Annotated in this window: 20 protein-coding genes and 1 pseudogene; 16 read left to right on the plus strand and 5 right to left on the minus strand. The window is 49.4% G+C overall.

Going from position 1 to position 25,185, the window contains the following annotated elements:
* Nucleotides 1-74: 74 nt before the first annotated feature.
* From MON40_RS06460 to MON40_RS06470, 3 genes are all read left to right on the plus strand, one after another.
* On the plus strand, nucleotides 75-1,376 hold the full coding sequence (locus tag MON40_RS06460) for a TolC family protein (RefSeq protein ID WP_242926035.1): 1,302 nt from the start codon (nucleotides 75-77) through the stop codon (nucleotides 1,374-1,376).
* A 39-nt stretch (nucleotides 1,377-1,415) separates the two neighbouring features.
* A complete protein-coding gene (locus MON40_RS06465) occupies nucleotides 1,416-3,599 on the plus strand; it encodes a type I secretion system permease/ATPase (protein WP_003767962.1) in 2,184 nt (727 codons plus the stop codon).
* A gap of 92 nt (nucleotides 3,600-3,691) precedes the next feature.
* Nucleotides 3,692-4,918 carry an HlyD family type I secretion periplasmic adaptor subunit gene (locus tag MON40_RS06470; protein ID WP_003756845.1) on the plus strand — a complete coding sequence of 409 codons (1,227 nt, stop codon included), beginning with the start codon at nucleotides 3,692-3,694 and terminating at the stop codon, nucleotides 4,916-4,918.
* Between the two features lie 401 nt (nucleotides 4,919-5,319).
* Here the strand turns inward: MON40_RS06470 and MON40_RS06475 are convergent, their stop codons facing one another.
* Nucleotides 5,320-5,649 (minus strand): hypothetical protein, encoded by a 330-nt coding sequence (locus MON40_RS06475; protein WP_003778484.1) that lies wholly within the window; start codon nucleotides 5,647-5,649, stop codon nucleotides 5,320-5,322.
* A 488-nt stretch (nucleotides 5,650-6,137) separates the two neighbouring features.
* Here MON40_RS06475 and nrdA point away from each other — a divergent pair, with 488 nt between their 5' ends.
* The 5 genes from nrdA (at nucleotide 6,138) to MON40_RS06500 (ending at nucleotide 11,337) form a co-directional block, all read left to right on the plus strand.
* On the plus strand, nucleotides 6,138-8,417 hold the full coding sequence (nrdA, locus tag MON40_RS06480) for a class 1a ribonucleoside-diphosphate reductase subunit alpha (RefSeq protein ID WP_003778485.1): 2,280 nt from the start codon (nucleotides 6,138-6,140) through the stop codon (nucleotides 8,415-8,417).
* A 20-nt stretch (nucleotides 8,418-8,437) separates the two neighbouring features.
* Entirely contained in the window at nucleotides 8,438-9,010 is a 573-nt protein-coding gene (locus MON40_RS06485; protein ID WP_003778487.1) for a hypothetical protein, read from the plus strand.
* A 271-nt stretch (nucleotides 9,011-9,281) separates the two neighbouring features.
* Nucleotides 9,282-10,415: a class Ia ribonucleoside-diphosphate reductase subunit beta gene (gene nrdB, locus MON40_RS06490; protein ID WP_003756859.1), complete on the plus strand. Its 1,134-nt coding sequence runs from the start codon at nucleotides 9,282-9,284 to the stop codon at nucleotides 10,413-10,415.
* A 118-nt stretch (nucleotides 10,416-10,533) separates the two neighbouring features.
* Nucleotides 10,534-10,836 carry a class I ribonucleotide reductase maintenance protein YfaE gene (gene yfaE / locus MON40_RS06495; RefSeq protein ID WP_003778493.1) on the plus strand — a complete coding sequence of 101 codons (303 nt, stop codon included), beginning with the start codon at nucleotides 10,534-10,536 and terminating at the stop codon, nucleotides 10,834-10,836.
* 75 nt (nucleotides 10,837-10,911) lie between these two features.
* On the plus strand, nucleotides 10,912-11,337 hold the full coding sequence (locus tag MON40_RS06500) for a hypothetical protein (RefSeq protein WP_003778495.1): 426 nt from the start codon (nucleotides 10,912-10,914) through the stop codon (nucleotides 11,335-11,337).
* Nucleotides 11,338-11,411: 74 nt separating this feature from the next.
* Here MON40_RS06500 and uvrC read toward each other — a convergent pair whose 3' ends face one another.
* On the minus strand, nucleotides 11,412-13,247 hold the full coding sequence (gene uvrC / locus MON40_RS06505; RefSeq protein WP_003778497.1) for an excinuclease ABC subunit UvrC: 1,836 nt from the start codon (nucleotides 13,245-13,247) through the stop codon (nucleotides 11,412-11,414).
* A 158-nt stretch (nucleotides 13,248-13,405) separates the two neighbouring features.
* Between uvrC and MON40_RS06510 the strand changes: the two genes are divergently transcribed.
* Nucleotides 13,406-15,013, plus strand: a complete 1,608-nt coding sequence (locus MON40_RS06510; RefSeq protein ID WP_003778499.1) for a YdgA family protein — start codon at nucleotides 13,406-13,408, stop codon at nucleotides 15,011-15,013.
* Nucleotides 15,014-15,179: 166 nt separating this feature from the next.
* Here the strand turns inward: MON40_RS06510 and MON40_RS06515 are convergent, their stop codons facing one another.
* Nucleotides 15,180-15,662, minus strand: a complete 483-nt coding sequence (locus MON40_RS06515) for an NGO0322 family iron-responsive protein (protein ID WP_003778503.1) — start codon at nucleotides 15,660-15,662, stop codon at nucleotides 15,180-15,182.
* A 380-nt stretch (nucleotides 15,663-16,042) separates the two neighbouring features.
* Between MON40_RS06515 and dnaQ the strand changes: the two genes are divergently transcribed.
* From dnaQ to MON40_RS06540, 5 genes and pseudogenes are all read left to right on the plus strand, one after another.
* A complete protein-coding gene (gene dnaQ, locus MON40_RS06520) occupies nucleotides 16,043-16,768 on the plus strand; it encodes a DNA polymerase III subunit epsilon (protein WP_039862999.1) in 726 nt (241 codons plus the stop codon).
* Nucleotides 16,765-17,451, plus strand: a complete 687-nt coding sequence (ispD, locus tag MON40_RS06525) for a 2-C-methyl-D-erythritol 4-phosphate cytidylyltransferase (RefSeq protein ID WP_003778507.1) — start codon at nucleotides 16,765-16,767, stop codon at nucleotides 17,449-17,451. The genes dnaQ and ispD overlap by 4 nt, the downstream gene beginning before the upstream one ends.
* 43 nt (nucleotides 17,452-17,494) lie before the next feature.
* Nucleotides 17,495-17,974: a 2-C-methyl-D-erythritol 2,4-cyclodiphosphate synthase gene (gene ispF / locus MON40_RS06530; RefSeq protein WP_039863002.1), complete on the plus strand. Its 480-nt coding sequence runs from the start codon at nucleotides 17,495-17,497 to the stop codon at nucleotides 17,972-17,974.
* 69 nt (nucleotides 17,975-18,043) lie between these two features.
* Entirely contained in the window at nucleotides 18,044-18,715 is a 672-nt protein-coding gene (gene rpiA / locus MON40_RS06535) for a ribose-5-phosphate isomerase RpiA (RefSeq protein ID WP_242926036.1), read from the plus strand.
* Nucleotides 18,716-18,766: 51 nt separating this feature from the next.
* Nucleotides 18,767-18,887: pseudogene (locus MON40_RS06540) on the plus strand (IS5/IS1182 family transposase); the annotation flags it as partial.
* A 9-nt stretch (nucleotides 18,888-18,896) separates the two neighbouring features.
* Here the strand turns inward: MON40_RS06540 and MON40_RS06545 are convergent.
* Entirely contained in the window at nucleotides 18,897-19,778 is an 882-nt protein-coding gene (locus MON40_RS06545) for a YicC/YloC family endoribonuclease (RefSeq protein WP_003778514.1), read from the minus strand.
* 352 nt (nucleotides 19,779-20,130) lie between these two features.
* On the minus strand, nucleotides 20,131-21,261 hold the full coding sequence (locus MON40_RS06555) for a polyamine ABC transporter substrate-binding protein (RefSeq protein WP_147611971.1): 1,131 nt from the start codon (nucleotides 21,259-21,261) through the stop codon (nucleotides 20,131-20,133).
* Nucleotides 21,262-21,489: 228 nt separating this feature from the next.
* Here MON40_RS06555 and alaS point away from each other — a divergent pair, with 228 nt between their 5' ends.
* Both alaS and MON40_RS06565 read left to right on the plus strand, forming a co-directional pair.
* Nucleotides 21,490-24,114, plus strand: a complete 2,625-nt coding sequence (gene alaS / locus MON40_RS06560) for an alanine--tRNA ligase (RefSeq protein ID WP_003778519.1) — start codon at nucleotides 21,490-21,492, stop codon at nucleotides 24,112-24,114.
* Between the two features lie 70 nt (nucleotides 24,115-24,184).
* Nucleotides 24,185-25,180, plus strand: a complete 996-nt coding sequence (locus MON40_RS06565; protein ID WP_242926037.1) for a DGQHR domain-containing protein — start codon at nucleotides 24,185-24,187, stop codon at nucleotides 25,178-25,180.
* Nucleotides 25,181-25,185: the final 5 nt, after the last annotated feature.

Raw genomic sequence — 25,185 nt, forward strand, 5'->3', positions numbered from 1 at the left:
ACAGGGATTCCGATTAATGATAATATGCTCAAAGAATTGATTTGCAACAGGCCACCCCTCTGCCAATCTGATAAATGACGAACCGTATTGTTGTGAATAATATGAAGAAAAAAACTTTTTTGAATCGTCCTAAAACATCCGTTTTCCGCACCGGGCAAATTGCTGCCGCGGTGTGCGCGGCAGCATGCGCGGCAACGGCGCAAGCCTACCCTTTGCAGGCTATTTTAAGGGATGCCATGGTGTCTGACCCGATTGTGAAGGAAGCGAAAGCAACCGAAGATTCGGCCAAAAGTACGACGAAGGCTACCCATGCGCGCCATTATCCCGTGTTGACGCTGACAGGTACCAAAGTTTTGGCGCAGAAAAACAAATATTCCAGCAACGATATGAATGACGGTGTCGGCATACGCGGAACTTTGAATGTATATTCATGGGGCGCCATCAATGCGGCGGTACGGCGCGATAAAAACAGAGAGCAATACTACCATCATCGTTATTTCGAAAATCAGGAACGTCTGGGCAGCGACATCGGCAAACTCTATTTGACCGCATTGCGCGCGAAAGAAATCTTGCGCATCAACCGTCAGAGCTTGGTCCGACACAATAATCTCCTGAAAGATTTGAATATTATTGTGAAATACGATAGCGGCCGCCGTTCCGAACTCATTGAAGCGCGTGCGCGCCTGTTGCAGGTCGAATCATCCATCGCGCAACAACAACGCACGATGGAATTGGCGTTGAGCCGCTTGTCCCGCTACACCGGACGGCAGTTGACGGCAGAGGATTTGGAAGATCCGTTTGCCAACGACAGCGCGGAATCATTGGTTCGCCGTTTCAAAACCGCCGATAACAATACCAATCCTTCCTATCGGGCGCAGGTGGCAGAGCGCGACAGCGTGAAGGCAGATTTGGACGTTTCCAAAGCAGAACGCCTACCTGCCGTGAATCTGGAAGGTAATGCGAACCGCGACAACAGACAGCTTTATTTAAATGTGGCATGGAATGTCTTAGACGTTGCCGCGCGGCATAATGTACAGAAAAATGCCGATGCACTGATTGCCGCCGAATCGAAATCCGAGCAGATTATGCGCGATATTACCGAAAAAACCCAAACCGCCGAAATCGACATGCGCGAGAGCGAACGCCGTGCCGATATTGCCGCACAACATATTGCCGCTCAAAAAGACGTGGTTAAAACTTACGAGCTGCAATTTAAAATCGCCCGCCGCACGCTGACCGACGTTTTAGGCGCATACAATGAATTGTCCAGCATCGAGCAGGAAAACATTTCGGCGCGCAACGACTTCCGCGATGCCGCATTGGATTATCTGGCTGCGCAGGCGCAAATGGCGAATTGGGCAGGCTTGAAGCAATAACATAAAATCTTAACATCATTACTCATTACGCGAATTATCATGAAAGCAATCATCGAACATATTGTGTTGGTTACCCGTCTCTTAGGGGCGCCTGTGTCAGAAGCCGCGCTGACGGCAGAGGTGGTGCGGGATAAAAAACTCAATGTCAACTATCATTCCCTCGTCGAAGTCTTACGCAGCCACGGCTTTGAAAACACATTGTCCAAGCGCAATCTGGAAGACATTCCATCGCTTGCCGTTCCTGTGATGATCATTCTTCACAACGAAGAGGCAGCCGTCATTACCAATATCGAAGGTTCGGGTCGGAACAGGAAATATCATATCCGTCAGGTAGATGGCTTGGAGCAGCAGCTTGATCATGACCAGCTTTCCGGTCTGTATCTGGGTTACTGCTGGTTTATCAAGCCCAAAATGGCGGCGGATACGCGTTCCGAACTGCCTGAATACCACCTCCCCAAGGCATGGTTTTGGAAAGTCATTTGGCGTTTCCGCAGCTATTACTATCAAGTGATTTTGGCGACTGTCATCATCAACTTCCTCGCCTTGGTCAGCTCGTTGTATGTCATGAACGTGTACGACCGCGTCATTCCCAACCAAGCCTATGAAACCCTGTGGGTTTTGAGTATTGGCGTTGTCCTCGCCATTTTGTTCGAATTTGCCGCCAAGATGATACGCGGCCATTTGACCGACATCGCCGGTAAAAAGGCCGACCTGATTATCAGCTCTGCCTTGTTCCGCCGCGTGATGGCATTGCGTCTCGCCGACCGTCCCGCTTCGTCCGGTTCATACGCCAACAACCTGCGCGAATTTGAATCCGTACGCGAATTCATGACCAGCGCGAGCCTGTTGACTTTGGTGGACTTGCCGTTCCTGTTGCTGTTTATCTTTGTTATTTCGATAGTCGGCGGCAAACTGGCATTGGTTCCTTTGGCGATTATTCCGATTGTCGTCATTGTCGGCTTCATCGTCCAACGCCCATTGTCGCGCCACATTAACGAATCCATGAAAGAAAGCTCGCAACGTTCAGGCCTTGCCGTAGAAGCGATCGAAGGCATCGAAACCCTGAAAACCAACAATGCGACTTCATGGGCGCAACAACGCTGGGACGAATATACCGCCAAAACCTCCGCCTCATCCATCAAAGTTAAAGATACCAGCAACTTCATGGTCAACTTCGCCGTTGCCATGCAGCAGCTCAATACTGTCTTTTTGGTCGTTGTCGGTACCTATCTGATTCATGCCGACAACCATGCGGAACGGATTACCATGGGTGCGCTGATTGCCTCCGTCATCCTGTCCGGCCGCGCATTGGCGCCGTTGGCTCAAGTTGCCGGCCTTGCTACCCGCTTCCAACAAGCGAAGCTGGCGTTAAGAGGCGTGAACGACATTGTTTCTCGTCCGATCGAACGCAGCCCCGAACGCAAATACATTACCTTGGATAACGTTCAAGGCAATATCGCCTTTGAAAACGTAACGTTCAAATACAAAAACGAAAGCAACAACGCAGTTGACGAGTTGCGTATCAACATCCGACCCGGTGAAAAAGTCGGTATCCTCGGACGTATCGGCAGCGGTAAAAGTACCATGCTGAAGCTGGCGAGCGGTCTGTACGACACCGAAAAAGGCAACGTAACCCTCGACGGCGTCGATATGCGCCAACTTGATCCGAATTTCCTGCGTAACCAAGTCCTCCTGTTCAGCCAATCTCCACGCCTTTTCTTGGGTACATTGCGCGAAAACATGGACTTGGCGCGTACCGACAGCTATTCGACCGACCAAGACCTGCTGACCGCACTCAAACGTTTCGGTTTGGACCAAATCATCCGCAACCACCCGAGAGGCTTGGATATGCCTTTGGGTGAAGACGGTTTGGGCCTGTCCGGCGGTCAAAAACAAATCATCGCCCTCGCACGCATGACACTGCGCGACCCCAAAGTTGTCCTTTTGGACGAGCCGACAACCAGCCTCGACCAAGGTACCGAACGCATGGCATTGAACGCGATTGCCCACTGGGGACGCAACCGCACCATGCTCTTGGTCACCCATCGTCCGCAAGTGCTGCAAATCGTTAACCGCATCATCGTAATGGAAAACGGCAAAGTCGTTATGGACGGCCCGCGCGATTTAGTGTTGCAAAAACTGATGCAAAACGAGCAAAACAAAGTCAAAGCAGCACAACAAGCGCAGGAAAACCAACGTCCCGGCGAAGCGGCGCAAGCATGACGAAAAGGGAAAAGGTCGTCTGAAAACACAAACGGAAAGCGTTTCAGACGACCTCTTTGAAAACAACAAACAGATACCGAAGATTCATCATTATGAGCGAAAACAACGTTAAATCCAAAGACCTGCATCTCATTAACGATTTGAATGCAGCCTTGCAAAAAGAAAAACACAGCGGCCAATTTTGGGTCATCATCCTGTTTTTCCTGCTGCTCGTCGTCTTTGTCGTATGGGCATACAACAGCACCGTCGAAGAAGTAACCCGCGGCAACGGCAACGTTATCCCCAGCAGCCGCGAACAAGTCATCCAAAGCCTGGACGCCGGTGTCATTACCCAAATGATGGTTAAAGAAGGCGATTTGGTCGAAAAAGACCAAATCCTGCTGAAGCTCGACGATACGCGCAGCCTTGCTGTATTGCGCGAGAGCGAAGCCAAAGTCCAAAACCTCGAGGCCACCATCGCCCGCCTGAAAGCCGAAGCTTACGGCGGCAAACTCACGTTCCCCAACAGCGTCAGCCCCGAACTCCGCCGCCGCGAAACCGCCGCATATAACGCCCGCCGCCAAGCCATGACCGATGCCGTACAAAGTCTGGTACAAAGCAAAGCGGCGCTTGACCGCGAAATCGCCATTACTGCGCCTATGGTTGCACAAGGTGTTATGTCCGAAGTCGAACTCCTCAAAATGCGCCGCGAATCCAGCGATCTGACCCTGCAAATTGCCGAACGCCGCAACCGTTACAGGACAGATGCCAACAACGAACTCGTGCAATCCGAATCCGAGCTGGCGCAATCCAAAGAAAACATGGCAATGCGCGCCGACCCGGTTGACCGCTCCCAAATCCGCTCCCCCATGCGCGGCATCGTCAAAAACATCAAAATCAATACCATCGGCGGCGTAGTCAACCCGGGCGAAGAAATCATGCAAATCGTTCCCGTTGATGACAAACTCCTTGTCGAAGCCTATATCCGTCCGCAAGACATCGCCTTCGTCCGCGCAGGACAGCCCGCACTGGTCAAAGTCAGCGCATATGACTACTCCATCTACGGCGGATTGGAAGGCAAAGTTACCCTTGTCGGCGCAGATACCGTCAGCAACTCCATGCAAAGCCGTGCCAACGATCTGAAGCTCGACCCCAACCAAGTTTACTACCGAGTCATCGTCCAAACTGAGAACAACGCCCTGAAAGACAAAAATGGTAAAGACATGCCGATTATTCCGGGCATGGTTGCCACAGTGGACATTAAAACCGGAGAAAAAACCATCTTCCAATACCTGATCAAACCGATTACCCGTATGAAACAGGCATTGAGCGAGCGTTAATTTTCCGAATCAAACTTGCGTAACAGTCAAAAGGTCGTCTGAAAAACCGGGCTGCGTCCAAATCTTGGACGTTCATAAAACCCTATTTAGGCGTTCTATATAAGCTGGGTTCTGTATACGACAGGGCCCAGCTTTTTTCACTTTCAAACTGTAACGCTCCCAGATGCAGTAATCCATACAATTATATTCGTCCACCGTCAATTCTCCTGAACGGTAGGAGCATTTCGTTTAATACCGCAAAGAAGCCCTCCATCTGCGTTGCCTTATGCGACTGTATAAATAATGGGATGTGGTTTGTTATTTGAAGCGTAACTTTGGTCATAAAAACTGCACCCGTATGTTTGGATGGAATATCCAACTTTTGGGTGCAGTTTGGTTTTTTCAGACGACCTTTATCCGTTTTAGCGACGGAATTTGCTGTGGTCGAAATCATCAAATGCTTCATAAGCCGCTTGGCATTGGATGCGTTGTTCTTTATAGGGCAGTTGGCGGAAGGCTTTCCGGGCTTTGACGTTTTCTTTCAGCTCGGCTTTGTTGCTTTTGGATTTGTACCATGCAGCGCGACGGTCAAGATATTTTTTGCAGGCAGGATGCAGCTTGCTTTGTTTGGCTTTGGTTTGAGTGTGGTGGGGCTTATGGTGTTTGTGGACGGCTGCATCGGCAGGTTGGGTTGCAAAACCCAGTATCAGTGCTGCAGACAGGGCGGGAATAAGGCTTTTTCTCAGTAACATGGCGGACTCCTGTTTATTTAAAGGGTGCATTTCATTATATTCATGGCTTTTGTAAAAAGGAAATTTGGCAGGATGGGTCGTCTGAAAAAGCAAGCGGGGTATTTAAAGCATTTTGACGAAACCCATCTTCCATTACATATTATCAAACAGAGAAAATAATAAACTACATGAATTATCACGTTTCAGACGACCTTATGTTGCGTATGTCATCCATTGTCATGCTGTTTATTTTCAAAATTTAACACAAATCCGAATTTGCCTTATTTCATAAGCGCATAGCCGAATGAGGGTTTTGATGCAAAAAAACACATCTTTGCGGTAAGGCTTGAATCATAGGGAAAGAGGTCGTCTGAAAGAAAATTGGGAAAAGCCCGATTTCAAAACAGCGGCCTTGTCAAGACTGGATAAGCGACGAAAAATACACTATATTGTGCCACTCGATATTAATACATACTGTATCTTGTGTTTCAGGATGGAGAAAGCTCACGATGAATGCACCGACTGATTTGAAAGTAACCAAGCGCGACGGACGTTTGGAAAATCTCGACTTAGACAAAATCCACCGCGTCGTTACTTGGGCGGCGGAAGGCTTGAAAAACGTCTCCGTATCGCAGGTCGAGCTCAAATCACACATCCAGTTTTACAACGGCATCCGTACCGACGACATCCACGAAACCATCATCAAGGCGGCTGCCGACCTGATTTCGCAGGATACGCCCGATTATCAATATCTCGCCGCGCGTCTGGCGATTTTCCACCTGCGCAAAATTGCTTACGGCGAGTTCGAACCGCCGCATCTCTTTGACCATGTTAAAAAACTCACTGATGCGGGCAAATACGACCGCCACATCATCGAAGATTACAGCCGCGAAGAGTTTGACGAGCTGAACGCTTATATCGACCACAGCCGCGACATGACCTTCTCGTATGCCGCCGTGAAGCAACTCGAAGGCAAATATCTGGTGCAGAATCGCGTGACCCGCCAGATTTATGAAACGCCGCAGTTTTTATACATTTTGGTGGCGATGTGCCTCTTCAGTAAATATCCGAAAGAGACGCGTTTGGATTACGTCAAACGTTTTTACGATGCCGTTTCCACATTTAAAGTATCGCTACCAACCCCGATTATGAGCGGCGTGCGTACGCCTACGCGCCAGTTCTCAAGCTGCGTATTGATTGAATGCGACGACAGTCTGGATTCCATCAATGCTACCACCAGCGCGATTGTGAAATACGTTTCCCAACGTGCGGGTATCGGCATCAACGCCGGACGCATCCGTGGATTGGGTAGCGAAATCCGCGGCGGTGAAGCGCAACACACCGGCTGCATTCCGTTTTTCAAAATGTTCCAAGCGGCGGTTAAATCCTGCTCGCAAGGCGGCGTGCGGGGCGGCGCGGCAACTTTGTTCTACCCCTTGTGGCACATCGAAGCCGAAAGCCTGTTGGTGTTGAAAAACAATCGCGGCGTGGAAGACAACCGCATCCGCCAGCTTGATTACGGCGTGCAAATCAACCGCCTGCTGTACACCCGCCTAATTAAAGGCGGCAACATCACGCTGTTTTCACCCAACGAAGTCCCCGGCCTGTACGACGCGTTCTTTGCCGACCAAGACGAATTCGAGCGTCTCTACACAAAATACGAGCAAGACCCGAACATCCGCAAACGCACCTTGTCGGCTACCGATTTGTTCTCCACGCTGATGCAGGAACGCGCCGGAACGGGACGCATCTACATCCAAAACGTTGACCACTGCAACACGCACAGCCCGTTTGACCCGCGCGTCGCGCCCGTGCACCAGTCCAACCTGTGCATGGAAATCGCCCTGCCGACCAAACCGCTGGACAACATCAATGACCCGAACGGCGAAATTGCCCTGTGTACCCTGTCTGCCTTCAACTTGGGCGCATTAAACAGCTTAGACGAGCTGGAAGGGCTTGCTGATTTGACCGTGCGCGCTCTCGATGCCTTGCTGGATTATCAAGACTATCCGGTCGAAGCCGCCCGCACCGCGACCATGAACCGCCGCACGCTCGGCATCGGTGTCATCAACTACGCTTACTATCTGGCGAAAAACGGCGTCCGTTACAGCGACGATTCCGCACTCGGCCTGACCCACCGCACCTTTGAAGCCATGCAGTATTACCTGCTCAAAGCATCGGTAAACCTTGCCAAAGAATACGGCGCATGCCCGCTGTTCAACCAAACCGTTTATTCGCAAGGCAAACTGCCCATCGACACCTACAAAAAAGACTTGGATGCCGTATGCAGCGAACCGCTGTTGTGCGACTGGGAAAGTCTGCGCGCCGACATCGTCAAATATGGCCTGCGCAACTCCACCCTGACCGCACTCATGCCGTCTGAAACCAGCTCGCAAATCGCCAACGCCACCAACGGCATCGAGCCGCCGCGCGGATTGGTAACGGTCAAAGCATCGAAAGACGGCATCCTGAAACAAGTCGTGCCGGAATTTGAAACCTTGAAAGACGCCTACGAAACCCTGTGGCAGCTTCCGGGCAACGAAGGCTATCTGAAACTTGTCGGCGTGATGCAAAAATTCGTCGATCAGGCGATTTCTGCCAATACCGCCTACGACCCGGGCAAATTCGAAGGCAACAAAGTTTCCATGAAACAAATGCTTAAAGACTTGCTGACCGCCTACAAATACGGCGTCAAAACCCTGTACTACCACAACACCCGCGACGGCGCGGACGATACGCAGACCGATATTCAGGATGACGGCTGCGCGGGCGGGGCTTGTAAGATTTGATAAGGGCTTTGGTGAAGTAATTGAAAGCCTTTCCTAAATTTGATTATCAAGGTATTGAATATGATCTAACGCATTTAACTGCGTTTTCTTGTGACTATATTCAACCTGCTAAAAGTGATGGTACGGCGGAAAAACGATACCGCTGTATTATCGAGTTTAGTACACATTGTTTTACAAGAGGTGAAAATAAACGTAAGGGAGAAAAGTTATCAGATATTGAATCTGCATTGCATTATGTAACGGCTAAAGAAACACGAATTTTTTGTTTCGAACGTTATCAGGTTTCAAAAATGTTGCCGCAAATTATGCGTGAAATTAGTAGAAACAAATGTTATTTCACTTCGGCTGATGATAAGTTTCTGACCATATCAGTAACGGATAAAAACGGTAAAAAAGTAGATTATGAAATTTACTTTTCACTTCAAAGAGCCAAATCTCCAAAACATGATGTACATATTTACATTAATAGTGCATATATACGGGATGGGGATTACAAAGAAAATCACGGAACAAAAGTAAGGAGAAAACCGGTCGGTTTCTTTGTGTTATTACATAATACATTGGTCAATAAGAGAATCAAACGCCCAAAGTAAAACAACCCTCACTTAAAAGCAAGGGTTGTCAGTACAGGCTTCGCTTTATAACTGCTCTTGGGCTAGTAGCCTAAAAAGGCCGGACAAACGCTGAAATGGTTTCATGCCTGCTCATGCGTTTTGTTGAGGCAAATTGTACCACGATTGCAATAAGGCTCAAAATAAAAATTTTCAGACGACCTATCTGCTTCGCATAGCCTAGAAGTCGCCTATCCTACTTTTAGATTTAAATCAACCTGAGAAAACAGCCATGTCCTGCGAACACCTAGTCATGTCATACAGCACCTTTTCCAAAACCAAAAACGACGCGCTGAAAGAGCCGATGTTTTTTGGTCAGCCTGTTAATGTTGCCCGTTATGACCAGCAGAAATACGAAGTATTTGAAAAACTGATTGAAAAACAACTGTCTTTCTTCTGGCGGCCGGAAGAAATCGACGTGTCGCGCGACCGTATCGACTACGCCAACCTGCCCGAACACGAAAAACACATTTTCATCAGCAATCTGAAATACCAAACCTTGCTTGACTCCATCCAAGGCCGTAGCCCGAATGTTGCCTTACTACCTTTGGTGTCGATTCCCGAGTTGGAAACTTGGATTGAAACGTGGAGCTTCAGCGAAACCATCCACTCGCGCAGCTATACCCACATTATCCGCAATATCGTGAATGATCCCTCGGTCGTGTTCGACGACATCGTGCAGAACGAATACATCATCGCCCGCGCCGAAGACATCGCCTGCTATTACGATGATTTAATCGAATATACTCAGTATTACAACCTGTTGGGCGAAGGAACGCACAATGTCGGCGGCAAGCTCGTTACCGTGTCTTTGCGCGAGTTGAAGAAAAAGCTCTATCTCTGCCTGATGTGCGTCAACGTGTTGGAAGCCATCCGTTTCTACGTCTCATTTGCCTGCTCGTTCGCCTTTGCCGAGCGCGAGTTGATGGAAGGCAACGCCAAAATCATCAAGCTGATTGCCCGTGACGAAGCCCTGCACCTGACCAGTACACAGCATATGCTCAACCTGATGCGCGCCGGTTCAGACGACCCTGAAATGGCGGAAATCGCCGTCGAATTGCAGGACGAATGTTTCAAACTCTTCAAAAAAGCGGCGGAGCAGGAAAAAGAATGGGCGGCCTATCTGTTTAAAGACGGTTCGATGATTGGTCTGAATAAGGAAATTTTGGCGCAATATGTCGAATACATCACCAACCTGCGTATGCAGGCGGTCGGTCTGCCCGCCGGATTCGAAGGTGCCACCCAAAACCCGATTCCGTGGATTAACGCGTGGCTGTCGTCCGACAACGTGCAGGTCGCGCCGCAGGAAGTGGAAATTTCTTCTTACTTAATCGGTCAGATCGATTCGGAAGTCAGCGCGGACGATTTGGGCGATTTCGAACTGTAATCAAACTCGGCGGTTTTCCGCATTTCCATCATCAGAGGTCGTCTGAACAGGTGTAGAAACGAAATCAAAGATTTCGGTTACGCCGTGCAGACGGCCTTTCCCGCTTAAACAGATAACAATGGCACTCATCAGCACACACGACAAAACCTTCGAACTCCAAGAGGGCGAAACCTTATTGGAGGGCTTGGAGCGCACCGGCCACGAGGTCGAATACCAGTGCCGCAGCGGCTATTGCGGTTCCTGCCGCGTCAAAATATTGGACGGCAGGGTGTCCTACGACGATTTCCCGCTGGCGTTTGTTGCGCCCGGCGAGATTCTGCCGTGTTGCTGTCGGGTAAATGAGGACATTAAGGTCGATTGCCGCGGGCGGGTGAGCGAACCGGATTTGTTCGATGTCGGCTTGTTTGATGAGCGGGATTGAGTCGATTGAAACCCAGTTGTATTATTTTCAGTTCTTAGCTTTAATAATAGGCTCTTCAAATTTAGGTGTAATCGTATGAATGTCGCTAAGGGTTTATTGGTTTCAGTTTTATGTTTGAGCTCGGGTTTGCTTGCTGCTCAAAGTCATCATTCCCAATGGAAAAAAGTTTATGAAAGGGATTTGACGGATTTTGAATTGAGTCTGGAGGGAAGCGGGTTGATATTGTTTGCCCAACCGCAAGGACGTTGCAGGATGGATGTTGATTTTTATGGGGAAACGGGACTGGCTAAATACCGGTATGAATTTACCCGAGACCGTTTGACGGCAGGTTCGCATCAGGAATACCGCTATACCGCTGCATCCTTGTCGGAAGTAACCAAAGATAAAATAAAATTGGTGCGGAATGAGAAGCTGAATCCTGCTTCAGGCGCGGTAAAGAAAGAATTTCGGGATATTTATCAATACGTTCCTAATAAGGTTTTAAAAAAATATTGTTTTTGATATGGCATGGCAAATAAAGCAAGAGGTCGTCTGAAAACTTTTCAGACGACCTCTTGCTTTATTTACCCTATCGTTTAATGCAGATGCTCGTAAATGGTTTCCGCCAATGCCTTGCTGATGCCTTCGACTTGTTCCAAATCTTCTTTGCTGGCGGCAACGACGCCGCGCAGGCCACCGAAGCGGGTGAGCAGGGCCTGGCGGCGTTTGCTGCCTACGCCGGGAATGTCGCTGAGGGAAGAGGTAACGCGGGCTTTGTCGCGTTTTTTGCGGTGGCCGGTGATGGCGAAGCGGTGTGATTCGTCGCGCACGGTTTGCAGGAGGTGCAGGGCGGGGCTGTTGGGCGGCAGGCGGAAGGTTTCGCCGGTGAACGGGAGGATGAGTTCTTCCATGCCGGCTTTGCGTTCGGGGCCTTTGGCGATGCCGACCAAGGGGATGTGCAGCCCGAGTTCTTCCCATACGGATACGGCGACGCCGATTTGTCCTTTGCCGCCGTCAATCAATACGACATCGGGCCATTTGACGGCCTCGCCGTTGGCTTCGGCTTCCTGCATTTTGCCGTAGCGGCGGGTGAGGACTTCGCGTATGGCGGCGTAGTCGTCGCCGGGTTTGGCGGTGGTGATGTTGTAGCGGCGGTATTGCGAGGGTTGGATGTTTTGTTCGTCGTACACGACACAGGAGGCGATGGTGGCTTCGCCTTGGGTGTGGCTGATGTCGAAGCATTCGAGGCGGTTGAGGTCGTCTGAATTCATGTTCAGGATTTTTGCCAACTCGTCGATGCGGTGTTGCTGGCTGCTTTGTTGCAGGCGGCGTTGGGCAATCGCCATTTGTGCGTTTTGTTCCGCCATTTTCAGCCAGACTTTGCGTTCGCCTATGGTTTTGGTCACGAACTGCATTTGTTTGCCGTGTTCGCCCTCCAAGGCTTCTTTCAAGGCGTCGGGGACGGGGAAGTTGCTGATGATGATGTCGGGTTTGCTTTTGCCCAGATAATGTTGGGCGACAAAGGCTTCGGCGTAATCTTGCCCGTTTGGTTCGGGGTCGTTTTTGGTGTCGGGGAAGAAGCTTTTATCGCCGACGTGCCGCCCGCCGCGGATGCTGACCCAGTGTACGCAGACGAGGCCGTCTGAAACGGCGAGCGCGAGCAGGTCGATGTCGTTAGGATTGTTCGGGTTTTTGCTGTCGATGAACTGGTTGCTCTGCATGATGCCGAGCGCTTGGATTTGGTCGCGGTAGCGGGCGGCTTCCTCAAATTGCAGGTTGGCGGCGGCGGTCTGCATTTTGTGTTGCAGGGTGCGGGTCAGTTCGTCGGTTTTGCCGTTGAGGAAGGTAGCAGCTTGGCGCACGCTGTCGCGGTAGTCTTCTTCGCTGATGTGGCCGACGCAGGGCGCGGTGCAGCGTTTGATTTGGTACAGCAGGCAAGGACGGTCGCGGTGTTCGAACACGCTGTCTTCGCAGGTGCGCAGCATGAAGACTTTTTGCAGAACTTGGATGCTGTCGCGCACGGCGTTGCTGTTGGGATAGGGGCCGAAGTATTGGTTCAGCTTTTTCAGCGTGCCGCGGTAATACGCCATCTGCGGATATTGATGCCCACTGAGCATGAGGTAGGGATAGCTTTTGTCGTCGCGGAAAAGGATATTGTATTTGGGCGACAGGGCTTTGATGAAGTTGTTTTCGAGAATCAGCGCTTCGGCTTCGGAACGGGTGATGGTGGTTTCGATGTGGTGAATCTGTTTCACCATCAATGCGATGCGCGGGGAATGGTCGTTTTTCTGGAAATAACCGGACACGCGCCGCTTGAGATTGACGGCTTTGCCGACGTATAAAACGTTGCCGCCTTCGTCGAAAAAACGGTATACGCCGGGCAGGTTGGGCAGGTTTTTGAGGAAGAGGGGGATGTCGAAGTCCGTGGTCATGGGGCGGATGGTAGTGGGCAGGTTTTCAGACGACCCGATTATAAATCAGAACGCTTGGGATAATGGAACATAAGCAGCTGGTTCATGAGGATGGAAAAGTACCAAATATGGACTAATTTGTACCGTCTAAGCTACCCAAAAGACAAATCGGCCAAAAAATGCTATTCTTATCGCTTTCAACCTATCTGTTTGTAGCAATGAAAAAGTATCTTATTTCGACCGTAGCCGTAGCCATCGCCGCGGGTCTCGGTGCGCCTTACTACTTCGGCATCAAAGCAGAAGAAACCCTGACTGCACAACAAAAGCTGTTGCAGGAATCAGGTTTTTTAACCGTAGAATCCCACCAATATGATCGGGGCTGGTTCGGTGCGACCGAAACTACGGTCATACGCCTGAAACCGACATTGCTTCAAAATACCCAGCAATATCTGCCCGATAATCTGAAAACCGTCTTGCAAGAGCCGATTACGGTTGTGAACCATATCAGCCATGGGCCGTTTGCCGGCGGTTTCGGTACTCAGGCTCATGTGGAAACAGAGTTCAAATACCATCCGGAAACCGAAAAAGTATTGTCCCGCTTCTTTGGCCAACAAGCTCCGTTGACCATGAGCAATACGATTTATTTCGGAGGAAGCGGCAAGCTTCAACTCAGCGTTCCGGCTTTCGACTATGAAGAGTTGTCCGGCATCAAGCTCAGCTGGAAAGGCTTGAGCGGCAACACCGATTACGAAAAAGATTTCCAAAGCTACCGCCACGACTATACCGCTCCGTCTTTGCAGATCAAGTTGGCGGATAAGGGCGATGTTTCGATGGAAAATTTACATTTCCAATCCGAAACTTCAGACGGAAGCAACAAGCTTTCTTTGGGCAAAAGCAGCATTACTTTGGATAAATTCCTGCTGCAATGGAAAGAAAACATTGATTACAACGTCAAGCTGAACGAGCTGATCAACCTTGTGACCAATCTGCAGATCGGGGCATTTGTCAATCCGACCGGCAGTATCGCGCCTTCCAAAATCGAAGTCAGCAAACTGAAATTCGATACCAATACCAACGAAGTTGATAAGTTTATCAATAGCGAAGGACGGTTCCAATTTGAAGAGCTGGTCTATGGCGAAGATAAATATGGTCCGTTGGATATCAATGTGGCAGCAGAGCATTTGGACGGCAAAGGTTTGCAGGCTTTAAAATCCAAGCTTGCCGAAGTCGCCAATAAGAAAATGAGCGAGGAAGAGATCCAAAACGCCTTGCTCCAAACCGCCAAAAACGAAGCTTCAGGTTTATTCACCAATGATCCGGTGCTGAATGTCAAAACATTCAAATTCATCATGCCGCAAGGTCAAGTGGATGTCAGCGGTAAACTCGCCTTTAAAGGCTTGGCGGCAAAAGATTTGAACAGCCTCAGCGAGATGTTGAAAAAAACCCATGCCGATTTCAATGTGAGCGTTCCGAAAAAACTGTTGGAGCAGATGGCAATCAACCAAGCGCGCAGCCTGTTTAGCGTCAATGCCGAGGATGAAGAAGCCGGACGCGCAGGAATTGAGGACATCAATGAAACGCTGCGTCTGATGGTGGACAGCACTGTGAAAAGCATGGCGCAGGAGCAATACCTGACTTTGGAAGAAAACAACATCAAAACCCATCTGACCCTGCAAAACAACGAATTGAAATTGAATGGCAAGGTGTTGCAAAACGATCCTGAGCCTGATTTTGACGAGCAGGACATGTTGCCGGAAAACCTGTCTTCATCTGAAGCAGGCAAGTAAACGGCAATAGACAAAAGGTCGTCTGAAACCGGATTTGAAGTTTGAATCCGATTTCAGACGACCTTTTTTGATTGGTTTGATGGAAGCTATGTTGAGTTGCGGGCAAAAAAAATCGCCCCTTTAATTTTAAGGGGCGCAAAAGGAACACAAACCACTACCAAAACTGTTACAGGGCGAACTCCTCTAATTGACGTTGATGGGTTGCCGGATAAAGTGCCTTCATCAAATCATAGGGTGAAAGCGACAAATCTTTGCTTTTGGTCGTCAAACGACCTTGTTGCGGTGTCAGTTCAAGCAAACGGGCATCAGACGCATGAATAAACTTTTCTTTTGCCTTCTGCATTTTGCGTTGTAAAACGGAAACGACGCGGCTGTACAAACTGTCTTTTTGTTTGACCTCCCGAGTGCTGGCAACCCAGCTTAAACGGGAATGGCTGTCTTCATCTTCAATCAGGAGGATACCGGTTTGCGGCTGCTTCGATTTACCCATGCAGGGAAGCCAAACATAATAACGACCATCGAGCGTAACATATACGGCATCATGTACTTCGCAATCATCGCAACACTGGGTTGCCAAAAGAGAGCGGATGGTATGTTGGTGCAGTCTCAGAATGTCGAGAGAGACTTGCTGGAAAATATTTTCAGGCATTTTCTTCTCCTTTCGTTCTGTAGTGCGTTGATTTCGTTTCGATGAATTGCATTATACGGATAATTTCAAAATTTGCAAATGATAATTGTTATTATTATGAAAATGTGTAATAAGATAATGATTTTTATAGAAATTAATTTTTAAAAAATTATAAAAGTTGAGTGATTTACTCGGAATTTAGAGAAAACAAGCCTTAGCGGGAATGCGAAGATAAATACGTCTGGAAAATTGTCAGCAAAATTTCTTGTCAGGCTGCATTCACGCCCTAAGAAATATTGCATTCAAATACACGCGTCCCGATTTTTGCCGACTATACATTTTTAGCAGCCTTGCGTATGATTCAAGGCATTTTATCAATGAGCGATATACAGAATATTCCTATGAGCAAACGCCAGATTATCCTTGATACCGAAACTACGGGCCTTTATGCCGAAGGCGGCGACCGCTTGGTCGAGTTTGCCGGTCTGGAAATGATCAACCGCCAGATGACCGACAACAATCTTCATTTATATATCCATCCCGAACGCGATATGCCTGAAGAGGCTGCAAAGGTGCACGGTTTGACCATTGAGGTTTTGGAAGAGAAAAACGCGCCGCCGTTTGCCGAAGTAGGGCGGCAGATTGCTGATTTTATACGCGATGCCGAGCTGATTATTCACAACGCCAAGTTTGACGTCGGTTTCCTGAACATGGAATTCCGCCGTATGGGGCTGCCTTCCATCGAGGAGCTTGGCTGTACCGTAACTGACACATTGGCAATGGCGCGGGAAATGTTCCCCGGTCAGAAAGCCAGTTTGGATGCTTTGTGCAACCGCCTTTCTGTCGACCGAAGCAAGCGCGTGCTGCACGGCGCATTGATTGACTGCGAGCTTTTGGGTGAAGTTTATCTCGCCATGACGCGCCAGCAGTTTGATTTAATGGGTGGCGAAGAAAAAGAAGAAGATGAAGAAGTCAAGCCGGTTATCGTTGCCGAAACCAAGCGTCCGGCTCATTTGAAGGTTATCAAAGCCAACGCAGAGGAACTCGCCGCACACGAGCAATATCTGGACGGTTTGGGCGAAGCCTGTCTGTGGCGCAAAGCCGAAACAGCCGGAGCCGAAGCATGACGCGCCGCCATATCGCCCTGATTCCCGCCGCCGGTGTCGGAACGCGCTTTGGGGCGAGAAAGCCCAAGCAATACGTTGAAATCAACGGAAAAACCGTGTTGCAGCATACGATAGACATTTTTGAAAACCATCCTGCCATCGATTTGATTGCCGTTATCGTATCGCCCGAAGACCAAACGTTTCAGACGACCCCTTCAAGCAAAACCCGCGTATTTCGCGTAGGCGGAGCAAGCCGTGCCGAAACGGTACGCAATGGCGTATCCGCATTGTTGGCACAAGGTCTAGCGGCTGAACAGGACAACATTCTCGTTCACGATGCTGCCCGTTGCTGCCTGCCACCCGAGGCGTTGACCCGACTGATTGAAGAAGCGGGCGGAAAAGAGCAGGGCGGTATTTTGGCAATACCCGTTGCCGACACGCTCAAACGCGTCGACGGTAAAAACCATATCGGCGAAACCGTTTCCCGCACCGGATTGTGGCAGGCGCAAACCCCGCAGCTTTTTCAGACGGCCTTATTGCACCGAGCTCTGTCGGCAGAGGATTTGAGCGGTATTACAGACGAAGCGTCGGCGGTGGAAAAGCTGGGCGTGCAGCCGCTGCTGGTGCAGGGCGATACGCGCAATTTGAAGCTGACGCTGCCGCAGGATGAATTTATTGTGAGGCTGTTGTTGCAGGTCGTCTGAAAACCGTTTTTCAGACGACCTGACATTGAAAAAAGGACAAAACATGAATATCCGTATCGGACAAGGCTACGATGTCCACCAACTTGTCGAAGGCCGCGATTTGATACTCGGCGGCGTAAAGATCCCGTTTGAAAAAGGTCTGCTCGGCCATTCCGATGCCGACGCGCTGTTGCACGCGATTACCGACGCTCTACTTGGCGCAGCGGGCTTGGGCGACATCGGCAGCCATTTCCCTGATACCGCCGCCGAGTTTAAAGATGCTGATAGCCGCGTATTGTTGCGCGAAGCGTATCAAAGCGTGCAGGCTTTAGGCTGGTGCGTTGTGAACGTAGATACGACCATCATCGCGCAAAAGCCCAAACTCGCGCCGCACATTCCCTCCATGCGCGCCAACATTGCCGCCGATTTGGGCATTCAGACGACCTGTGTGAACATTAAAGGCAAAACCAACGAAAAACTCGGCTATCTGGGACGCATGGAAGCCATCGAGGCGCAGGCGGCGGTGTTGCTGGAAAAAGCGTAAGCAGGCAAGCACAAACAGCATGAAAATGTTAACATAATCCTATTGAACAACATCCATTAAGGAGAACTCATGGATACTCAAGATGAATTGAAACGCATTGCCGCCGAAAAAGCGGTGGAATTCGTACCTGAAAACGAATACATCGGTATCGGTTCCGGCTCGACCGTGAATATGTTTATCGAAGCGTTGGGCAAAAGCGGTAAAAAAATCAAAGGCGCGGTTTCGACTTCTAAAAAGTCCAGCGAATTGATGGCGCAATACGACATTCCCGAAGTATCGCTGAATGATGTGATGGGGCTGGCTGTCTATATTGATGGCGCGGACGAAGTGAACCATATGCTGCAAATGATTAAAGGCGGCGGCGGTGCGCATCTGAACGAGAAAGTCGTCGCCAGCGCGTCCGACAAATTCATCTGTATCGCCGACGAGAGCAAATATGTATCGCGTTTGGGCAAATTCCCGCTGCCCGTAGAAGTATTACCCGGTGCGCGTTCGCTGGTGTCGCGCAAACTTTTGGCAATGGGCGGACAACCTGAATTGCGCTTGGACTGCACCACTTTCCACGGCAACCAAATCGTCGATGTCTATGACTTGAATATCGACCGTCCGCTGACTATGGAAGATGAAATCAACCGCATCACCGGCGTTCTCGAAAACGGCATCTTCGCGCGCAACGCTGCGGATTTGTTGATCTTGGGAACAGAGCAGGGCGTCAAAGTCATCAAACCCGGACAAAGCTAAGTATCCATCAAAACAAAGGTCGTCTGAAAAGCGGAAAATGGCTTTTCAGACGACCTTTATAGTGGATTAAATTTAAATCAGGACAAGGCGACGAAGCCGCAGACAGTACAGATAGTACGGCAAAGGCGAGGCAACGCCGTACTGGTTTAAAGTTAATCCACTATATTTTATTTTTGAAGGCTTATTCGATATTTTGAACCTGCTCGCGCATTTGTTCGATCAAGACTTTCAGTTCGACCGAAGCCTGCGTGCATTCCGCCGCGATCGCTTTGCTGCCCAGCGTGTTTGCCTCGCGGTTCAATTCCTGCATCAGGAAGTCCAAGCGTTTGCCCGCGCTGCCTTTGTTTTCCGTAACGATGCGGCGGACTTCGGCGATGTGTGTGCGCAGGCGGCTGAATTCTTCGTCAACATCGGATTTTTGGATAAACAGCGCAAATTCTTGCTGCAAACGGTCGTTGTCGATATTGCTGACCGCTTCCGCCAAACGCGCGTTTACCTTGTCCATATGCGCCTGAAGCAGGCTGGGGAACAGCTCACTCAACGCATCCACGATTTCTTCCATGTTGGCCAAACGTTGCAACAAATGTTCGCCGAGTTTTTTACCTTCGCGTTTGCGGGCGGCGGCAAATTCTTTCAAAGCCTCATCCAGCAATTCTTGCACGGTTTTTGCCAAAGCTTCGGGGTCTTCGCTTTGACCTGCCAATACCCCAGGAAAGCGCAACACTTCAGCGACCGTCAACTTGCCGAAACCGTGTTCCTTGCGCCAAGTTTTGTTCAAATCGGACAACTGTTTCACCAATTCTTCATTGGTTTCCAAACTCTGCCCGCCGACCGCCGCGTCCTGCAACTGAATGCGGCATTCCAGTTTGCCGCGTGCGGCTGAAGCCGCAATTTTCTCGCGCAACGCGCCTTCCAGATAGCGCAATTCTTCAGGCATACGGAATTGGACATCCAGATAACGGTGGTTCACCGCTCGGATTTCCAAGTTCACACGCTTGCCGCCGCATTCGCCTGCGGCATTGGCAAAGCCGGTCATGCTGTGGATATGGATAGATTGAGTCATGGTTTTACTCCGTTTCAAAATACGAGTGAAAGTGGAGGGACTATATCATATCTGGACTTTGATGACTTCAAGTATGGTGGATTGGGTTGAAAAGATACAGTGGATTAACTTTAAATCAGGACAAGGCGACGAAGCCGCAGACAGTACAGATAGTACGGAACCGATTCACTTGGTGCTTCAGCACCTTAGAGAATCGTTCTCTTTGAGCTAAGGCGAGGCAACGCCGTACTGGTTTAAAGTTAATCCACTATAAAAGACAGCCGCAAGAAACCTGTTTGATGTTTATACAAAAAGGTCGTCTGAAAACCTGTATTTCAAGTTTTCAGACGACCTTTAATCTATCCGTATCAAGTTATTTGCCCGCTTTTACGCCCTGCCATTGGCGAACCATGAATTTTAAAATGGCGGGTTGGATGGGAACCATGATGAAGCTGTTTTTCAAATCTTCGTCGCTCGGGAAAATGGTACGGTCGTCCCTGAATTCGGCTTCCATCAATTCGCGCGCGGGTTTGCTGGAAGGGGCGTAGGTGACGAAATTGCCGTTTCTCGCGGCGACTTCGGGGTCGAGGAAGTCGTTGATGTATTTGTGGGCGTTGGCGACGTTTTTCGCATCTTTCGGGATAACGAAGGAGTCCACCCAAATTCCCACGCCTTCTTTGGGCATCATGACGCGGATTTTTTCTTTGCCGCCCGCTTCTTCGGCGCGCCGTCTGGCGATGTTCAAGTCGCCGCCGAAGCCGATGGTGACGCAGGTATCGCCGCGCGCCAAGTCATCAATGAAGCCAGACGAAGTAAAGCGTTTGATGTTGGGACGGTTTTTCTTGAGGAGCTCGGTTGCGGCTTTGATGTCTTCGGTATCGTTGCTGTTGGGATTTTTACCCATGTAGTTCAACACCATAGGATAGATTTCCGCCGCGCTGTCCAAGTAGCTGATGCCGCATTGTTTCAGCTTGGATGTGTATTCGGGGTTGAACACCAAATCCCATTGGTTGTCCGGCAGTTTGTCCGTGCCCAAGGCTTTTTTCACGCGCTCAGTATTGATGGCGAAGGTGTTGGTTCCCCAATAAAACGGAACGGCGTATTCGTGGCTCGGATCGACGCCTTCCATCAGTTTCATCAATTCGGGATTGAGGTTTTTATAGTTGGGAATCAGGGATTTGTCGATTTTTTGATAAGCCCCCGCCTTAATCTGCCTTCCGACGAAGGTATTGGACGGGCCGACGATGTCGTAGCCCGATTTTCCGGTCAATACTTTACTTTCCAGCGTCTCATCGCTGTCGTACACGTCGTAAGTTACCTTGATACCGTTTTTCTTTTCAAAATCAGCAACGGTTTCGGGATCAACGTATTCCGACCAGTTGTAAATCCTCAATACATTTTGGTTTCCCGCCTGACCCGCTTTGTCGGAGGTGTTTTTATCCGAACCTCCGCAGGCGGCGAGCATGACGGCGGCTAGGGCGATGAGGGGCAGATGTTTGGTCATTATCATTCCTTGCATATCAGGTGGAAGGGAAAGTAAGGGATTATAAATCAGGCACGCACTATCTGATAGCAATTTCCATTATATTGATAGTCCGAAGGTCGTCTGAAAGTCCCTGATTCAATAGCTAGAAACAAGGTTTTGCGGTAATATAGCACCCATTTTCTTTTCACAATTACATACGGCCGGGAAGGTCGTCTGAAACCTTTTTAGTAGAGACATCGAAACATCATGAAAACCTCCGAACTACGCCAAAAATTCCTAAAATTCTTCGAATCCAAAGGCCACACCATCGTCCGCTCTTCCAGCCTCGTGCCGCACGACGACCCGACGCTGCTGTTTACCAACGCTGGTATGAACCAGTTTAAAGACGTGTTCCTCGGCTTCGACAAACGCGCCTACAACCGCGCCACCACCGCGCAAAAATGCGTGCGCGCAGGCGGCAAACACAACGACTTGGAAAACGTAGGCTACACCGCCCGACACCATACCTTTTTTGAAATGATGGGCAACTTCTCCTTCGGCGACTACTTCAAACGCGATGCCATCCACTTCGCTTGGGAATTCCTCACCTCCCCCGAATGGCTGAACATCCCCAAAGAAAAACTCTTGGCGACCGTGTATGCCGAAGATGACGAAGCCTACAACATCTGGCTGAACGAAATCGGTATGCCTGCCGAGCGCATCGTCCGCATCGGCGACAACAAAGGCGCAAAATACGCGTCCGACAACTTCTGGCAGATGGGCGACACCGGCCCCTGCGGCCCGTGCTCCGAAATTTTCTACGACCACGGCGAAGAAATTTGGGGCGGCATTCCCGGCAGCCCCGAAGAAGACGGCGACCGCTGGATTGAAATTTGGAACTGCGTGTTCATGCAGTTCAACCGCGACGAGCAAGGCAATATGAATCCGCTGCCAAAACCGTCCGTCGATACCGGCATGGGCTTGGAGCGCATGGCGGCTGTGATGCAACACGTCCACAGCAACTACGAAATCGACCTGTTCCAAGACTTGCTTAAAGCCGTTGCCCGCGAAACCGGCGCGCCGTTCAGCATGGACGAGCCCAGCCTGAAAGTCGTTGCCGACCACATCCGTTCCTGCTCCTTCCTGATTGCCGACGGCGTGATGCCTTCTAACGAAGGACGAGGCTATGTACTGCGCCGCATCATCCGCCGCGCCGTGCGCCACGGTTACAAACTCGGTCAGAAACAAGCGTTTTTCTACAAACTCGTGCCCGATTTGGTGAAAGCGATGGGCGACGCGTATCCTGAGTTGAAAGAGAAACAAGCCCAAATCGAAGAAGCCCTGAAAAACGAAGAAAGCCGCTTCGCCCAAACTTTGGAAACCGGCATGGCTTTGCTGGAAAACGCCTTAACCAAAGGCAGCAACAAATTGGACGGCGAAATCATCTTCAAACTCTACGACACCTACGGCTTCCCATACGATTTGACCGCCGACATCTGCCGCGAACGCAATATCGATTTGGATGAAGAAGGCTTCAACCGCGAAATGGAAGCCCAACGCGCCCGCGCCCGCGCCGCGCAAAACTTCAAAGCCAATGCGCAACTGGACTACACAGGCGCGGACACCGAGTTCACAGGCTACGAAAAACGCAGCCAAGACACCAAAATCATCGCCTTATACAAAGGCAGCGAAGCCGTGGACGAACTCCAAGCAGGCGAAGCCGGCGTGGTCGTTTTGGAACAAACCCCGTTCTATGCCGAAAGCGGCGGACAAGTCGGCGACGTAGGCTTCATCTTCGCGGGCGAAAACCGCTTCCGCGTCGAAGACACGCAGAAAATCAAAGCAGCCGTACACGGACAATTCGGCGCAGTCGTATCAGGTCGTCTGAAAGTGGGCGATGCCGTATCCGCCGAAATCGACAACGACATCCGCAACAGCATCATGCGCAACCACAGCGTTACCCATCTGATGCACAAAGCCCTGCGCGATGTTTTGGGCACGCACGTCGAACAAAAAGGCAGCCTGCAAAACGCCGAGCTGACCCGCTTTGACATCTCCCACCCGCAAGGCATCAGCGCGGAAGAAATCGCCGAAGTCGAACGCCGCGTCAATGCCGCGATTATCGCCAACGTGCCCGTCAAAGTGGAAACCATGTCCATTGAAGACGCGCAGAAATCTGGCGCAGTTATGCTCTTCGGCGAAAAATACGGCGACTTCGTCCGCGTCATCACTATGGGCGACTACTCCACCGAACTGTGCGGCGGCACCCACGTCGCCCGCACCGGCGACATCGGCTTCTTCAAAATCATCAGCGAAGGCGGCATCGCCGCAGGCATCCGCCGCGTAGAAGCCATCACCGGCCTTGCCGCACTGGCATGGGCGCAAAACCAAGAAAGCCTGATGAAAAACATCATCGCCGAAGTCAAAGCCCAAACCGAAAAAGACGTACTCGCCAAAATCCAAGCCAACGCCGCAAACGCCAAAGCCTTGGAAAAAGAGTTGGCAAAAGCCAAAGCCGAACTCGCCGTCCACGCAGGCGCCAAACTCTTGGACAACGCCAAAGACTTGGGCGCAGCCAAACTCGTTGCCGCCCAAATCGAAGCCGACGCAGCCGCCCTGCGCGAAATCGTTACCGATTTAACCGGCAAATCCGACAACGCCGTGATTCTTTTGGCGGCAGTGAACGACGGCAAAGTATCCCTTTGCGCCGGCGTATCCAAACCGCTGACAAACAAAGTGAAAGCCGGCGACTTGGTCAAATTCGCAGCCGAACAAATCGGCGGAAAAGGCGGCGGCAGACCGGATTTGGCACAGGCCGGTGGCAGCGATGTCGAGAAACTGCCCTCCGTGTTGGATAGCGTGAAAGACTGGGTTGGTGGAAAGCTGGTTTGATGATAAGAAAGGCAACCTGAAAGGTTTTAGGCTGATAAGTGAAAACTGAAATATCAATTTAGGATTAAAAATGAATATTCATAAATTTAATGCATTAGAGTGTACTCAAAATAATAAAAGATTTTATATCTCTGTTATTAGTAATAATATATTAAGATCAATATGTTATGTATCTTCTCGAGAAGAGAATCCAACAGAGGGTTTTCAAAGATCTTTAAATAAAGCAAGAGCAAAAGATATTGCCGAATATATGGATAAAAGGAATGGTATTATTCCCTCTGCTTTAATTTTAAGTGCCCAAAATAATGCTCAATTCACATTTGATGCTAAAAAATCAGAAATAACTTTTTCTGAGAAAAAAAATAGTTTTATGGTATTAGATGGCCAGCATAGATTGTATGGATTAATTCTTTCGGAGAATGAATACGATATTCCTGTAGTTATATTCAATAACTTAACTACTAGTGATGAAGTAAATTTATTTATTGATATTAATACTACTCAAAAAGGTGTTCCTACCACATTACTGTTAGATATTAAAAACTTATCTGGCAGAGAAACAAAAAAAGAAGAAAAGCAAAGACGGTTATTTGATGATTTAAATACTGAAAGTGTACTTGCGGGGCTACTATCCCCTTCTAAAAGTCGAGTTGGAAAAATTACAAGAGTATCCTTCAATCAGGCAACTTCGGATATATTTGATAGCGGTTTTTTCAAGGATAAAGATATAGAAACTGTTTACAAAGGAGTAAAAAATTATTTAGCAGCAGTTGAAACTAATTTAGTTCGTAGTAAATCAGAAAAAGCTAAATTAACAAATTCGGTTATATTTAGAGCGTCATTTTCAATTTTTCAAGAAGTAATTAATCAGTGTTTTAAGGAGTATGGAAATCTTAAAGAAGAGTCTCTTACAAATTGTTTAGAACCGATTTCAAGAATTAATTATGATACATACACAGGAACTAGCAATGCAACATATAATCTCATTGTTGCTGACATGAAAGATGAGTTGCATAAAAAAAATAGAGAGGAATATAACGATCTAGATAATAATGATTTATTTTAAATTAC

Origin of the sequence: Neisseria macacae ATCC 33926, from assembly GCF_022749495.1 — a bacterium.
Taxonomy (GTDB): Bacteria; Pseudomonadota; Gammaproteobacteria; order Burkholderiales; family Neisseriaceae; genus Neisseria; species Neisseria macacae.